This window comes from Mycobacterium sp. BK086, from assembly GCA_004362315.1.
Taxonomy (GTDB): Bacteria; Actinomycetota; Actinomycetes; order Mycobacteriales; family Mycobacteriaceae; genus Mycobacterium.
In genome coordinates this window covers 982405-995558 of record SNWL01000003.1, presented here as the reverse complement: position 1 = coordinate 995558, position 13154 = coordinate 982405, and the positions used below count along the sequence as shown (strand labels likewise).

The window sequence follows — 13154 nt, the reverse complement described above, 5'->3', positions numbered from 1 at the left end:
TCAACGCACGGTCAGTTCGGCCTTACGGCGTTCGAACAGTCGCAGCACCATCGGTGTGAAGATCAGCTGCATCGCGAGTTCCATCTTCCCGCCGGGACAGACGATGGTGTTGGCCCGGGACATGAACGAGTCATGCAGCATCGACAGCAGATACGGAAAGTCGATGCCGTGCGGATCGCGGAACCGGATGATGACCATGGATTCGTCGGCGGTCGGGATCGACCGGGCGATGAACGGGTTCGACGTGTCCACCATGGGGACGCGCTGGAAGTTCACGTCGGTGTAGGAGAACTGGGAACAGATGTAGTTCACGTAGTCGGGCATCCGGCGCAGGATGGTGTCGGTCACCGCTTCCGAGGTGTACCCGCGGGAAATCTTGTCGCGGTGCAGCTTTTGAATCCACTCCAGGTTGATCACCGGGACCACACCGATCTTGAGGTCGGCGTATCGGGTGACGTCGACGTCGTCGGTGACGATGGCGCCGTGCAGACCTTCGTAGAACAGCATGTCGGTGTCATCGGGCAGCGTCTCCCACGGGGTGAACGTCCCGGGCTCCTGATCGTAGGGAGCGGCCTCGGCGGCGTTGTGTAAGTACTTGCGCACCTTGCCCGTTCCGGTCTCGCTATACGAGTAGAACAGGTCCTGCAGCTCGGTGAACAGATTGGCCTCTGGTCCGAAGTGACTGAACGCGTGGTCACCACGGGTATGCGCGTCGGCGAGCTGCACCTTCATCTCGGCTCGGTCGAACCGGTGGAAACTGTCGCCCTCGACGTAGGCCACGTCGATGCCTTCCCTGCGGAAGATCTGGTCGAACGTGCGCATGACGGACGTGGTGCCCGCCCCCGACGAGCCGGTGACCGAGATGATCGGATGTAGACGAGACATCGGAGCTCCTTTCAGCTCGCTGACGACCGGAAGAGGCCGCGAACGCCGTAGAGCGGCAGTCCATCTGGGCGGTCATTGCTGTCGGTGTGGTAGTCCTCGATCCGGCGGACCTCTTCGGCGGCGCCGAAAATCAACGGCACTCGCTGATGCAAGCTGGTCGGCGCAACCTCCAGGAGACGGCCACGGCCGGTGCTGGACAGACCGCCCGCCTGTTCGACGAGGAACGCGATCGGGTTGGCCTCGTAGAGCAGGCGAAGCCGGCCCGGCTTGGACGGGTCTTTCGAGTCGCGCGGGTAGAGGAACACTCCGCCACGGGTGAGGATGCGATGAGTCTCTGCGACCAGCGATGCCACCCAGCGCATGTTGAAATCTTTGTTGCGCGGTCCGGTCTGACCCGCCTGGCACTCCTCGATGTAGCGCTGCACCGCCGGTTCCCAGAATCGGCGGTTGGAGGCGTTGATCGCGAATTCTTTCGTGTGGCTGGGAATCTGGATGGATTGCCGGCTGAGGAAGAACTCGCCCAGACCGGGGTCGAGGGTGAACGCGTGCACGCCGGTCCCGACCGTGAGCACCAGCATGGTGGACGGGCCGTAGATCGCGTAGCCTGCGCACACCTGCTCGGTGCCCGGTTGAAGGAAATCCTCCAGCGTGGCGTCCACACCCGGGTTGGGTGCGCGCAGGATCGAAAAGATGCTGCCGACCGAGACATTCACGTCGATGTTGGAAGAGCCGTCGAGTGGGTCGAAGATCAGCAGATACTTTCCCCGTGGGTACTGGATGGGCAAGGGGTACGGGTCGTCGAGTTCCTCGGAGACCATTCCGGTCACCTGCCCGCCCCATTCGCAGGCCCGCAGGAAGTACTCGTTGGCCAGGACGTCGAGTTTCTGTTGGACCTCGCCTTGGACGTTGACCACGTCGGCGGAGCCCAGCACACCCCCGAGTTCGCCTTGCGCCACCCGGTTCGAGATCGCTTTGCAGGCCAGCGCGACGTCGAGAATCAACGCATTCAGCTCGCCGCTGGCATCGGGGTGCTGACGGCGCTCCTCGATCAGGAACCGCACCAGGGTGGTCTGGTTGGTGAGCATGAGTTGCACTCCTCCTCGCGATCCGGGCGCGTGACTGAACCCACGACTTCGGGTCAGTTCGATGGTCCTGGTGGGGGAGCGGACTGCCCATCCCCCGGGCGGGTGGATGGCCGGGGGGAAGTCGTATTGCCCTGTCGCCAAGCGCGATTGCGGCCCTACGATCGCGCTATGAGTGCACCCATCACAGTGTTGGTATACAGCGACAACCGCTCGACGCGGCAACGCGCCATCGCCGCACTGGGGTCTCGCCCGGTCGCGGATTTGCCCGAATTCCGTTATCTGGAAGTCGCCACTCCTGCGATGGTGGTGCAGCGCATGGATTCTGATGGTGTCGACCTGGCGATCCTGGACGGCGAGGCCGCGCCGGCGGGCGGAATGGGAGTTGCCAAGCAGCTCAAGGACGAACTCGATATCTGCCCGCCGCTGATCGTCCTGACAGGTAGGCCCATCGATGACTGGCTGGCTCGCTGGTCACGTGCAGACGCCGCGGTGCCGCATCCCCTGGATCCCGCGACTCTGACCGCTGCGGTCGTCGGCGCGTTGCGAACACGCCTGCAGACAAAGCCCGTTCAGGTCAGTTAGCGATCACCGGTACTGATGCGAAGCCGCGCAGCCAATCGAACCATGCCGACATGCCCTCCCCGGTGCGCGCACTCACCGGCAAGATCGTTGCGGTCGGATTGACCTCACGGATCCGGGCGATGTAGGTGTTGATGTCGACGTCGAGGTGAGGGACGAGGTCGATCTTGTTCAGCAGCACCACGTCGACGGATCGGAACATCACCGGATACTTCAGCGGCTTGTCCTCGCCCTCCGTCACCGAGTACACCATCGCCTTGGCGTGCTCGCCGACGTCGAACTCCGCGGGGCACACCAGATTCCCGACGTTCTCGATGATCACCAGATCCAGAACCGGCAGATCCAGGCCTTGCAGCGCACGGTTGACCATCGGGGCATCCAGGTGGCATTCGCCGCCGAACCCGTTGTTGGTGTTCAGCAGAGAGATCTGGGCACCACGACCGCCGAGCTTGGCGGCGTCGAGGTCAGTGGCGATGTCACCCTCGATCACGCCCACGGCAAGCTCACCGGCCAGCTCGTCGAGCGTGGCGGCCAACACCGTCGTCTTTCCCGATCCCGGCGAACTCATCAGGTTCAGTGTCCGGATCCCGTTGCTCTCGAAGGCTGCTCGGTTGATGTCGGCCCTGGTGTCGTTCTCGGCGAAGATGTGCTCGAGCACCTCGATGCGTTGCGCACCGGTGGCGTAACCGCTGTGGTCGCCGTGCTCATGGGAATGCTGCCCATGCTCGTCGTGCTCGTGGCTGTGCACGGTGCCGTCGTCGTGACGGTGAAACCTACCCATGCTGACTACCTTTCGTCTCCCGCGTCACGTCACGTCCAGCGAGGTGACCAGGAATTCGTTGCCTCGAACGACCTGCACGTCCGCGCTCGCACAGTGCGGACAGCAGACCGACCACCGTGAGGTGATCTCGGAATGCTGCCCGCAGCCGTGGCAGTCCACTTCAGCCGCGACGAACTCGAGCTCCAACTCGGCCTCTGGCATGCTCTCGTCGTCGCGGACCAGCGTCCAGCAGAACGACAGTGACTCGGGCACCACCTGACGCAACGCGCCGATCTGCACCCGAACGACGTCGACGCGGCGGCCGGCCGCGTACGGCTTCACCACCCCGGCGATCGCATGGCACAGCGACAATTCGTGCACAGTCGGTCTTCCCATTCTCCGTGTCGGCAGGCCTGCACCCTACAGCGCACCGATGAGGCAGCCGAGGGCCTTTTGGACGGAAAAACGCAGACTTTCGCTGCGAAATTGTGATTGTGGTCATAGAACGCCGGGGTTAGCGTGATGGTGATCTACCCGCGTGGACAGCCCATCGACGCGAGTGGCCTTCTTCTGCTCAGGAGGTTCATGAGCATCGATTTCCGCCCGCGTTCTGCCGGGCCCGAGGTGACGGCGATCCGATGATGGTGCGGGTCCGTCTGGACATCACCGGTGTGGTGCAGGGCGTCGGATTTCGCCCGGCGGTCGCGCGGATCGCAGCCGAATTCGGGCTCGGTGGTTTCGTGTACAACGACGCCGGGTCGGTGCATTGCGAGTGGGAAGGCCCAGCAGAGGACGTGGATGCGGCGATCGCGGCACTCCGGCAGCGTGGCCCGCGGATGGCTCGTATCGATACGTTGCGCAGTGAGAGAGTGGAACCCAACGGCGACAACACCTTTGAAATCGTGGGTAGCCGCTGTGGAGACGACTCGCGGACCCTGATTCCACCGGACATCGCGGTGTGCGACGACTGCCTGGCCGACATGCGTGACCCGGCCAACCGGCGCTACGGCCACCCGTTCATCACCTGTACCAACTGCGGACCGCGCTACACCGTGATCACCGATCTGCCCTACGACCGACCGATGACCACAATGGCCGACTTCCCGATGTGCCCGGCGTGCGCCGCGGAGTACCACGATCCGCTGGACCGTCGCTATCACGCCCAGACCATCGCCTGCCCGGAGTGCGGGCCCCGGCTGAGATGGCAGGCGGACGGCATGGCAGGGACGAAGGACCCGATCGACGCTGCGGTGCGCGCCCTGCGGAACGGGCTGATCGTCGCGGTCAAGGGGATCGGTGGCTTTCATCTGGCGTGCCGCGCCGACGACGCGTCCGCTGTCCGCGAGCTGCGCCGACGCAAGAGCCGGCCAGCCAAACCGTTCGCGGTGATGGTCGCCGATGTGCGGGCCGCCGGCGACATCGCGGCACTCGACGAGGCGGCGGCTGCCGCACTCACCTCGTCGTCGGCGCCCATCGTGCTGGTCGCCCGGCGGGGGAGCGGGATCGCCGAAGAGGTCGCGCCGAGGCTGACCGACCTGGGCGTGATGCTCGCCTACTCTCCGGTGCACCATCTGCTGTTCGATCGGCTCGGATCCGTTCCGCTGGTGATGACATCGGCCAACCGGGGCGGCTCACCCATCGTGTTCCGCGATGACGATCTCGACTGGATCGACGGGCTCGCCGATGCGGTGCTCACCCATGACCGGCCCATCCATGTGCCGTGCGAGGACTCGGTCATCACGATCGACGACCGCGGGGCGCCGCTACCGCTGCGCCGGTCCCGCGGATACGCGCCGCTGCCGGTGTCAGTCACCGGCCCACTGCCGGACCGCGTCATTCTCGCCACCGGCGGTGATCTGAAGACCACCTTCTGCCTAGTTGGTGCCGACGGGCACGCCCACATGTCCTCGCATCTCGGCGATATGGCCGATCCGCGCACCCAAAAGTGCTTCGAGGGGGCCCTCGAGCACCTGGCTTTCATGACCGATCGCACACCCGATGTGATCGCCTGCGACATGCATCCCGGTTATGCCACCACCTCGTGGGCACGGCGCTACGCCCTGGGCAGGCCGGTGGTCGCCGTTCAGCACCACCACGCCCACGCGGTGTCACTGTTGGCCGAACACGGACGATTGGGCACCCCCGTCATCGCGGTCACCTACGACGGCACCGGCTACGGCACCGACGGAACCATCTGGGGCGGTGAGCTGTTGGCGATCAGCGATACCGCCCGGTTCACCCGGGTCGGCCACCTGCGGACGTTCGCGTTACCCGGCGGAGATGGTGCCGTCCGCCATCCGGCTCGTATCGCCCTGGACCTGTTGCACCGCGCCGGAATCGACTGGGCGCCCGACCTGCCGCCCGTGGCCGCGCTGGACGAGAACGCTCTGCACATTCTGGGCCAGCAGATCCCGCGTGGTTTCGGGTGCGTGCCCACCACCAGCATGGGCCGGCTCTTCGACGCCGTGGCAAGCTTGCTCGGCGTTTGCCAAGAGGTCAGCTACGAAGGCCAGGCCGCCGTGGAGCTCGAGCACGTGGCCAGGCGCGGGACGCCGAGCGCGCTGGACTTTTCTGTCGCCGATGGCGTGCTGGATCCCGCGCCGGTGATCCGCGGAATCGTGGAAGGCTTGCGCAACGGCACCCCGGTCGCCGATCTGGCCGCTGGTTTTCACCTCGCGGTCATTCGCGCGACGACGATGGTGGCCACCGAATGTGCCCGAGCGGCTGGGATCTCCGCCATCGGATTGACCGGCGGGGTGTTCGCCAATCAGCTTCTGCTGCAGGGCCTTCGGCTCGCGCTCACCGAGAGCGGGCTTGAGGTCCTCAGCCACCGAATCGTGCCATGCAACGACGGTGGCCTGGCACTGGGCCAGGCTGCCATCGTCGCCGCGCTCGTCGATGCGGAATCGACGGCTGGATCAGAAAGGAACGGCGTATGTGCCTCGGAATCCCCGGCAAGGTGATCGAAATCTGGGAGGAGGCCGGCACCCGAATGTCGACGGTCGACTTCGGTGGCACCACCAAGACGGTGTGCCTGGCCTACCTGCCTGACATGCAGATCGGCGAATACACCATCGTCCATGCGGGTTTCGCGATCACCCGACTCGACGAGGCCTCGGCCAACGAGACGTTGAAGATGTTCGAAGACCTGGGTGTTCTCGAGGAAGAACTCGGCGGCACCGAAGGACAGGGGAGGAGGGAACCGGCATGAAGTATCTCGACGAGTTTCGCGATCCGGCCGCGGCGAAGAACCTGGTGGAAGCCATCCAACGGCGGTCCACCCGGACCTGGACCATCATGGAAGTCTGTGGTGGGCAGACGCATTCGATCATCAGAAACGGCATCGACCAGTTGCTCGACGGCGCCGTCGAGTTCATCCACGGGCCCGGCTGCCCGGTGTGCGTCACACCGCTGGAGATGATCGACCGGGCACTCGAGATCGCCGCCCGTGAGGACGTCATCTTCTGCTCGTTCGGTGACATGCTGCGAGTACCCGGCAGCCGCCATGACCTGTTCAGCGTGCGGGCCCGCGGCGGGGACGTCCGGATCGTCTACTCCCCGTTGGACGCGACCCGGATCGCTGCCGACAACCCCGACAAGCAGGTCGTGTTTTTCGGCGTCGGGTTCGAGACGACGGCGCCGGCCAACGCGATGTCGGTGCTGCACGCCCAGCGGCTGGGTCTGACGAATTTCTCGGTGTTGATCTCGCACGTGCTGGTTCCCCCCGCGATGACGGCGATCCTCAGCTCACCCACCAACCGGGTACAGGGCTTCCTGGCGGCCGGCCACGTGTGCACCGTGATGGGCACGGGTGAATACGGGCCACTCGTCGAACAGTTCAATGTGCCCATCGTGGTCACGGGATTCGAACCGCTCGACCTGCTCGAAGGCGTACGCCAGGTCGTTGACCTGCTTGAATCCGGCAATGTCGAGTTGCGCAACGCCTATCCGCGAGCGGTCAGCCAAGAGGGCAACATCGTGGCGCAAGAGGCGCTGGCCGATGTGTTCTCGGTCGTCGATCGGCAGTGGCGCGGTATCGGCATGATCCCCAAATCGGGCTGGGCCTTGTCGCCGCGCTATGCCGAATTCGACGCCGAGCTCAAGTTCGGGGTGGGCCATCTGCAGGTGCAGGAGTCTTCCGAATGTCACAGCGGTGAGGTGCTGCAGGGTCTGCTCAAGCCCAACCAGTGCCCCGCGTTCGGCAAGACCTGTACGCCGCGCACACCGTTGGGCGCCACCATGGTCTCCAGCGAGGGAGCGTGTGCGGCCTATTACCAGTTCCGCAGGCTCGAAACCGCGGCTCATGTCTGATTCGGTGGGCTGGGGGTACCGCCCAGCCGCAGGCGAGGGGGAGAGCGAAGCGACCCGGGAGTTGGATTCGGTGGCGATCGATCCGTCGGATTGGGTGTGCCCGTTACCGTTGCGGGAGACCAAGCGGATCGTGCTGGGACACGGCGGCGGCGGGATTCTCTCCGAGGAGCTGATCGAGAACCTCTTCCTTCCGGCCTTTGGCTCGGCAGGTGGACCGTCCCGCGACTCCGCGGTGTTAACGGTGGGTGGCGGCCGCATCGCGCTCACCACCGACTCATACGTGGTCAACCCATTGTTCTTCCCGGGCGGCAACATTGGCGATCTCGCCGTCAACGGCACCATCAACGACCTCGCCTGCAGTGGCGCGCAGCCGATCGGCCTGACGGCGGGCTTCATCATCGAGGAGGGATTGGAGCTCGACGTGCTCGGGGCCATCGCTCAGACGATGGGTAAGGCGGCGGCCGAGGCAGGGGTCGATATCGTCACCGGCGACACCAAGGTCGTCGGAAAGGGCAGTGCGGACGGTCTTTTCATCAATACCGCCGGTGTCGGCGTGGTTCCTGACGGGGTGCGCATCGGACCCGAGCAAGCCCGGCCCGGCGACCACGTCATCGTGTCGGGCAACATCGGCGAGCACGGCGTGGCGATCATGAGCGTGCGCGAGGGCATCGACTTCGGAACGACGGTGACCACCGACAGTGCCCCGTTGCATCTCTTGGTGGCCGCCATGCTGGCCGCGGTCTCCGACGCAGGTGCCGTTCACGTGCTGCGTGACCCGACCCGAGGTGGGTTGGTCGCTTCGGCGGTCGAGATCGCCCGTACCTCCGGTGTTGGTGTCGAGCTCGACGAGCAGCTCATCCCGGTACCGGACAGCGTCGCATCGGCCTGCAGTTTCCTCGGACTCGATCCGCTTCAGGTGGCCAACGAAGGCAAGTTGGTGGCATTCGTCGATCCCGCACACAGCGAGGCGGTGTTGGCTGCCATGCGATCCCGATCCGAGGGTAGGGGTGCGGTGGTCATCGGACGCGCGGTCGAGGAGCACCCGGGCATGGTGGTCGGTCGCACCGCATTCGGCACCACTCGAGTGATCGAACGAGAACTGGGCGAACAGCTTCCGAGAATCTGCTGACCTATGGCACAGATCGACCACCGGGCGGCTGAGGTCCCCGGGGCCCTTGTCGATGCGCACGACTGCCTGCTGCTCGACCTCGACGGGACGGTTTTTCGCGGACACTCGCCAACACCGGGCGCCGTCGAGGTGCTTGCGGCCGTGGGCGCGCGCAAGGTCTTCGTGACCAACAATGCTTCCCGGGGCGCCGGTGAGGTCGCAGACCACTTGGTGGCGCTCGGGTTTGCCGCTGAAGCCGGCGATGTCGTGACCAGCGCGCAGAGTGCGGCGCGCGTGATCAGTCGGCAACTACCGCCATCTTCCACGGTTCTGGTGCTGGGCACCGATTCGCTCGCCACCGAGATCGCCAGTGTCGGGCTGAAACCGGTACGTCTGTTCAGCGACGCACCGGTTGCCGTCGTCCAAGGTCATTCACCTCTGACGGGTTGGGCGGACCTTGCCGAAGCCATGCTGTGTATCCGCGATGGCGGACTGTGGGTTGCGACGAACGCGGACGTGACGCTGCCGACCGATCGCGGGCTGCTGCCGGGAAACGGTTCGATGGTGGCAGCGCTGCGAGCGGCAACCGGGATGAACCCCGATGTGATCGGCAAACCGGCGCCCACAATGCTACGAGATGCTCTGTCTCGTGGGGCATTTCACGCGCCGCTCGTGATCGGTGACCGTCTCGACACCGATATCGCAGCGGCTAATGCGACGGGGTTCCCGAGTATGCTCGTTTTTAGCGGTGTCAGTACCCCAACAGACGTGATCAGCGCCCCTGATGGGCTGCGCCCGACATACCTTGCCGAGGATCTGCGTGGGCTGCGTGAACCGGAGGCCACCCTGCGGATCGGCGCCCAGCCCGGTTGGTGCGCGACGGTCGCCGAGGGTGCGGTGACGCTGACGTCTGAAGGCGGCGACGATGAACTCGCCGCGCTGCGTGTGGTTGCGGACGCGGCCTGGCGGGCTGGTACCTCCGAGGTGGTGGCCGGCGATCGGCGGAGCCGTGATGCGCTGCAGCGATGGGGACTTGGCTAGGGCGACACAGGCTATGTCACCGGCACAGCGCGCGCATCACGATCTCGGTGGCCAGCTGCGCGGTGAAGTGCCGGGAGTTGCGCGGACCCGCGGCGTCGACCAGCCGAAAGTCCGCGTGCACGTGACGTCTGCTGGCGCGGGCAACGGCGTGCGCCGATCTACCCTCGACCAGCACAGTGGTATCGACTTCGACTGCGGGGCAATCGCCGTCGCGGACGGCGCCGTCCGCATCCGGCACTCCCGGGTGGCCGCGATCGATTGCCACCAGACCGGTGAAGCGCTCGCGGTGGGCCACGGCGAGATCCCATGCCAGTTCCGCCCCGATACCGTCGCCGACGAGCAGTCCGCTCGAGATCCGCAGTTGGTCCAAAAACCCGACGACCGACTTCGCGCTCAGCCCAGGGTCGACCGGCACACTCAGAATGCGAAACATCGCCACCTGCAGCCGTTCTCGCACGGCAGCTCGGGCAGCCGGGCTTCGGTCCGGCTCCTCGAGCATGATGATCGTCCGGCCCAAGGCCGGTCCGGACAGCGTCACCGACACCGTCGCGCCGTCGATCGCGCTGACCATGCGCCGCGATCGGTCGTGGTTGGAGATAACTTCAGTCATCATGATTCGCTGCAATTTCCGGTGATAGTCGCGTTGAACGTCCTTGTACGGAATGCTGCTGTCCGAACATCAGCTTGTCTATTGAGATTCCGCGTTCAATCATGAAGTGATCGCCTAACTCAGGCGCTGGCACCGATGAACCAGACGGGCCGGCGAGTGGGATCGATGACCTCGCGACCGCCGTGATCATAGTGAACGAGTATGTGCCCGGCCGAGATTGACCGGATCCGACCGGAGTTGCCGAATACGCCCGAAGCCACCCGCACGCGATCGCCTGTGGACAGATGAATCGGATCGAGCCCGGCGGTGCCGCGCCATTGCATGATCATCGCTGTGCTCCTTCGGGCTAGCTGATCGGTACAGATTGTCGGCTGGCAATTACGGCGCCTACCCCCGTAGCGGGGGCTCCCGGGGTGATGTGGTGACTACGGACACCGTTATCCCACTGTGGTTCCCCCTATCTGGGGGACACCGCAGCCGTACGTCGCCCCCTACGGTGTGTCCCGGTAATGCGAGTACTCGACGGGAGAGAGACAAGGTGACCATCCGGGTTGGCGTTAACGGCTTCGGTCGAATCGGGCGCAACTTCTTCCGGGCTCTTGACGCGCAGAAGGCGCAGGGCAAGAACACCGATATCGAGATCATCGCGGTCAACGACCTGACCGATAACGCGTCTCTTGCGCATCTGCTGAAGTTCGACTCCATCCTGGGCCGGCTGCCCTATGAGGTGAGCCTCGAAGGCGAGGACACCATCGTCGTCGGCGACACCAAGATCAAGGCGCTGGAGGTCAAGGCCGGACCGGCCGACATCCCCTGGGGCGACCTGGGTGTCGACATCGTGGTGGAGTCCACCGGCATCTTCACCAAGCGGGAGAAAGCCAAGGGCCACCTGGATGCGGGGGCGAAGAAGGTCATCATCTCCGCGCCGGCCTCTGATGAGGACATCACGATCGTGCTGGGCGTCAATGACGACAAGTACGACGGCAGCCAGAACATCATCTCGAATGCGTCGTGCACCACGAACTGCCTGGGCCCGCTGGCCAAGGTCCTCAACGACGAGTTCGGCATCGTCAAGGGCTTGATGACCACGATCCACGCCTACACCCAGGACCAGAACCTGCAAGACGGCCCGCACAGCGACCTGCGTCGCGCGCGCGCCGCCGCGCTGAACATCGTGCCCACCTCGACCGGCGCGGCCAAGGCCATCGGCCTGGTGCTCCCCGAGTTGAAGGGCAAGCTCGACGGCTACGCGCTGCGGGTGCCGATCCCCACCGGCTCGGTCACCGACCTGACCGCCGAGCTGAGCAAGTCGGCCACCGCCGAGGAGATCAACGCCGCCATGAAGGCCGCCGCCGACGGCAAGCTCAAGGGCATCCTGAAGTACTACGACGCACCGATCGTCTCCAGCGACATCGTGACCGACCCGCACAGCTCGATCTTCGATAGCGGTTTGACCAAGGTCATCGACAACCAGGCCAAGGTCGTGTCCTGGTACGACAACGAGTGGGGCTACTCCAACCGTCTGGTGGACCTGGTCGCGCTGGTCGGCAAGTCCCTGTAATAGCGATGGCCGTCAAGACACTGTCTGATCTGCTGGCCGAAGGTGTTGCGGGTCGGGGCGTTCTGGTCCGCTCGGATCTCAACGTCCCCCTCGACGGCGGGACCATCACTGATCCGGGGCGCATCCTGGCGTCGGTGCCGACGCTGAAGGCGCTGGCTGATGCCGGAGCGAAGGTTGTGGTGACCGCGCACCTGGGCCGGCCCAAGGGTGGTCCGGAGCCGGAGTTCTCGCTGGCGCCGGTGGCCGCCGCGCTGTCTGAGGCGCTGGGCCGTCACGTCCAGCTCGCCGGTGATGTGGTCGGTACCGATGCGTTGGCTCGTGCCGAGGGGTTGACCGACGGTGATGTGTTGCTGTTGGAGAACATCCGGTTCGATCCGCGGGAGACCAGTAAGGATGACGCCGAGCGGGGCAAGTTGGCCGCGGCGTTGGTCGAATTGGTCGGCGACGACGGCGCTTTCGTCTCGGATGGTTTCGGTGTGGTGCACCGCAAGCAAGCCTCGGTGTATGACGTCGCGACGCTGTTGCCGCATTATGCGGGCACGCTGGTGGCTGCTGAGGTCAAGGTGCTCGAGGCGTTGACCAGCTCGACCGACCGCCCGTATGCGGTGGTGTTGGGCGGGTCGAAAGTGTCGGACAAGCTGGCCGTGATCGAGAACCTGGCCACCAAGGCCGACAGCATCATCATCGGTGGTGGTATGTGTTTCACCTTCCTTGCCGCGCAAGGAGTGTCGGTGGGTACCTCGCTGTGCCAGGTTGAGATGATCGAAACCTGCAAGGGGCTGTTGGAGACCTACGGGGATGTGATCCATCTGCCGGTGGACATCGTGGTCGCCGAGAAGTTCGCGGCCGACTCCACCCCGGAAACCGTTGCCGCTGATCGTATTCCGGACGGGACGATGGGTTTGGATATCGGCCCGGAGTCGGTGAAACGGTTCACCACGCTGCTGTCGAATGCGCGCACGATCTTCTGGAACGGCCCGATGGGCGTCTTCGAGTTCCCGGCGTTCGCCGCGGGCACCAAGGGAGTGGCCGAAGCCATCATCGGCGCCACCGCCAAGGGCGCGTTCAGCGTGGTCGGTGGCGGCGACTCAGCAGCCGCCGTGCGTCAACTCGGCCTGCCCGAAGACGGTTTCTCCCACATTTCCACCGGCGGCGGCGCATCCCTGGAATACCTTGAGGGCAAAGAACTACCCGGTATCGACATCCTCAACTAG

General features: G+C 65.0%; 14 protein-coding genes. 8 read left to right on the top strand and 6 right to left on the bottom strand.

Annotated elements, in window-relative coordinates:
- Both EV580_RS04815 and EV580_RS04810 read right to left on the bottom strand, forming a co-directional pair.
- Positions 1–885: a phosphoribulokinase gene (locus EV580_RS04815; RefSeq protein WP_133689958.1), complete on the bottom strand. Its 885-nt coding sequence runs from the start codon at positions 883–885 to the stop codon at positions 1–3.
- A gap of 11 nt (positions 886–896) precedes the next feature.
- Positions 897–1970, bottom strand: coding sequence for a class 1 fructose-bisphosphatase (locus EV580_RS04810; protein ID WP_133689957.1), 1074 nt, complete (start codon positions 1968–1970; stop codon positions 897–899).
- Between the two features lie 168 nt (positions 1971–2138).
- Here EV580_RS04810 and EV580_RS04805 point away from each other — a divergent pair, with 168 nt between their 5' ends.
- Positions 2139–2552, top strand: a complete 414-nt coding sequence (locus EV580_RS04805) for a DNA-binding transcriptional response regulator (protein ID WP_133689956.1) — start codon at positions 2139–2141, stop codon at positions 2550–2552.
- Here EV580_RS04805 and hypB read toward each other — a convergent pair.
- Both hypB and EV580_RS04795 read right to left on the bottom strand, forming a co-directional pair.
- Positions 2545–3330, bottom strand: a complete 786-nt coding sequence (gene hypB / locus EV580_RS04800) for a hydrogenase nickel incorporation protein HypB (protein ID WP_133689955.1) — start codon at positions 3328–3330, stop codon at positions 2545–2547. The genes EV580_RS04805 and hypB overlap by 8 nt on opposite strands.
- Before the next feature lie 24 nt (positions 3331–3354).
- A complete protein-coding gene (locus EV580_RS04795) occupies positions 3355–3690 on the bottom strand; it encodes a hydrogenase maturation nickel metallochaperone HypA (RefSeq protein WP_133691045.1) in 336 nt (111 codons plus the stop codon).
- 257 nt (positions 3691–3947) lie between these two features.
- Between EV580_RS04795 and hypF the strand changes: the two genes are divergently transcribed.
- From hypF to EV580_RS04770, 5 genes are read left to right on the top strand one after another with little or no spacing between them, the layout of a single operon-like run.
- Positions 3948–6272, top strand: a complete 2325-nt coding sequence (gene hypF / locus EV580_RS04790; protein WP_133689954.1) for a carbamoyltransferase HypF — start codon at positions 3948–3950, stop codon at positions 6270–6272.
- On the top strand, positions 6245–6520 hold the full coding sequence (locus EV580_RS04785; RefSeq protein ID WP_133689953.1) for a HypC/HybG/HupF family hydrogenase formation chaperone: 276 nt from the start codon (positions 6245–6247) through the stop codon (positions 6518–6520). The genes hypF and EV580_RS04785 overlap by 28 nt, the downstream gene beginning before the upstream one ends.
- On the top strand, positions 6517–7620 hold the full coding sequence (gene hypD, locus EV580_RS04780) for a hydrogenase formation protein HypD (protein WP_133689952.1): 1104 nt from the start codon (positions 6517–6519) through the stop codon (positions 7618–7620). Before EV580_RS04785 ends, hypD begins: the two co-directional genes overlap by 4 nt.
- On the top strand, positions 7613–8749 hold the full coding sequence (gene hypE, locus EV580_RS04775; protein ID WP_286171449.1) for a hydrogenase expression/formation protein HypE: 1137 nt from the start codon (positions 7613–7615) through the stop codon (positions 8747–8749). The genes hypD and hypE overlap by 8 nt, the downstream gene beginning before the upstream one ends.
- 3 nt (positions 8750–8752) lie before the next feature.
- Positions 8753–9769 (top strand): HAD-IIA family hydrolase, encoded by a 1017-nt coding sequence (locus tag EV580_RS04770; RefSeq protein WP_133689951.1) that lies wholly within the window; start codon positions 8753–8755, stop codon positions 9767–9769.
- A 16-nt stretch (positions 9770–9785) separates the two neighbouring features.
- On the opposite strand, the gene EV580_RS04765 is transcribed toward EV580_RS04770, so the two are convergent.
- Together EV580_RS04765 and EV580_RS04760 are read right to left on the bottom strand one after the other, a co-directional pair.
- Positions 9786–10379, bottom strand: a complete 594-nt coding sequence (locus EV580_RS04765) for an alpha/beta hydrolase (protein ID WP_286171448.1) — start codon at positions 10377–10379, stop codon at positions 9786–9788.
- 119 nt (positions 10380–10498) lie between these two features.
- Positions 10499–10708 (bottom strand): hypothetical protein, encoded by a 210-nt coding sequence (locus EV580_RS04760; protein ID WP_133689950.1) that lies wholly within the window; start codon positions 10706–10708, stop codon positions 10499–10501.
- A gap of 209 nt (positions 10709–10917) precedes the next feature.
- Here EV580_RS04760 and gap point away from each other — a divergent pair, with 209 nt between their 5' ends.
- Positions 10918–11940 carry a type I glyceraldehyde-3-phosphate dehydrogenase gene (gene gap / locus EV580_RS04755; protein ID WP_133689949.1) on the top strand — a complete coding sequence of 341 codons (1023 nt, stop codon included), beginning with the start codon at positions 10918–10920 and terminating at the stop codon, positions 11938–11940.
- A 5-nt stretch (positions 11941–11945) separates the two neighbouring features.
- On the top strand, positions 11946–13154 hold the full coding sequence (locus EV580_RS04750; RefSeq protein ID WP_133689948.1) for a phosphoglycerate kinase: 1209 nt from the start codon (positions 11946–11948) through the stop codon (positions 13152–13154).

Coding starts and splice junctions, on each gene's coding strand:
- EV580_RS04760 (WP_133689950.1), bottom strand. CDS start 10,708: ATGATCATGCAATGGCGCGGCACCGCCGGGCTCGATCCGATTCATCTG.
- EV580_RS04765 (WP_286171448.1), bottom strand. CDS start 10,379: ATGACTGAAGTTATCTCCAACCACGACCGATCGCGGCGCATGGTCAGC.
- EV580_RS04805 (WP_133689956.1), top strand. CDS start 2,139: ATGAGTGCACCCATCACAGTGTTGGTATACAGCGACAACCGCTCGACG.
- hypF (WP_133689954.1), top strand. CDS start 3,948: ATGATGGTGCGGGTCCGTCTGGACATCACCGGTGTGGTGCAGGGCGTC.
- EV580_RS04815 (WP_133689958.1), bottom strand. CDS start 885: ATGTCTCGTCTACATCCGATCATCTCGGTCACCGGCTCGTCGGGGGCG.
- EV580_RS04810 (WP_133689957.1), bottom strand. CDS start 1,970: ATGCTCACCAACCAGACCACCCTGGTGCGGTTCCTGATCGAGGAGCGC.
- hypB (WP_133689955.1), bottom strand. CDS start 3,330: ATGGGTAGGTTTCACCGTCACGACGACGGCACCGTGCACAGCCACGAG.
- hypD (WP_133689952.1), top strand. CDS start 6,517: ATGAAGTATCTCGACGAGTTTCGCGATCCGGCCGCGGCGAAGAACCTG.
- EV580_RS04750 (WP_133689948.1), top strand. CDS start 11,946: ATGGCCGTCAAGACACTGTCTGATCTGCTGGCCGAAGGTGTTGCGGGT.
- EV580_RS04770 (WP_133689951.1), top strand. CDS start 8,753: ATGGCACAGATCGACCACCGGGCGGCTGAGGTCCCCGGGGCCCTTGTC.
- EV580_RS04785 (WP_133689953.1), top strand. CDS start 6,245: ATGTGCCTCGGAATCCCCGGCAAGGTGATCGAAATCTGGGAGGAGGCC.
- hypE (WP_286171449.1), top strand. CDS start 7,613: ATGTCTGATTCGGTGGGCTGGGGGTACCGCCCAGCCGCAGGCGAGGGG.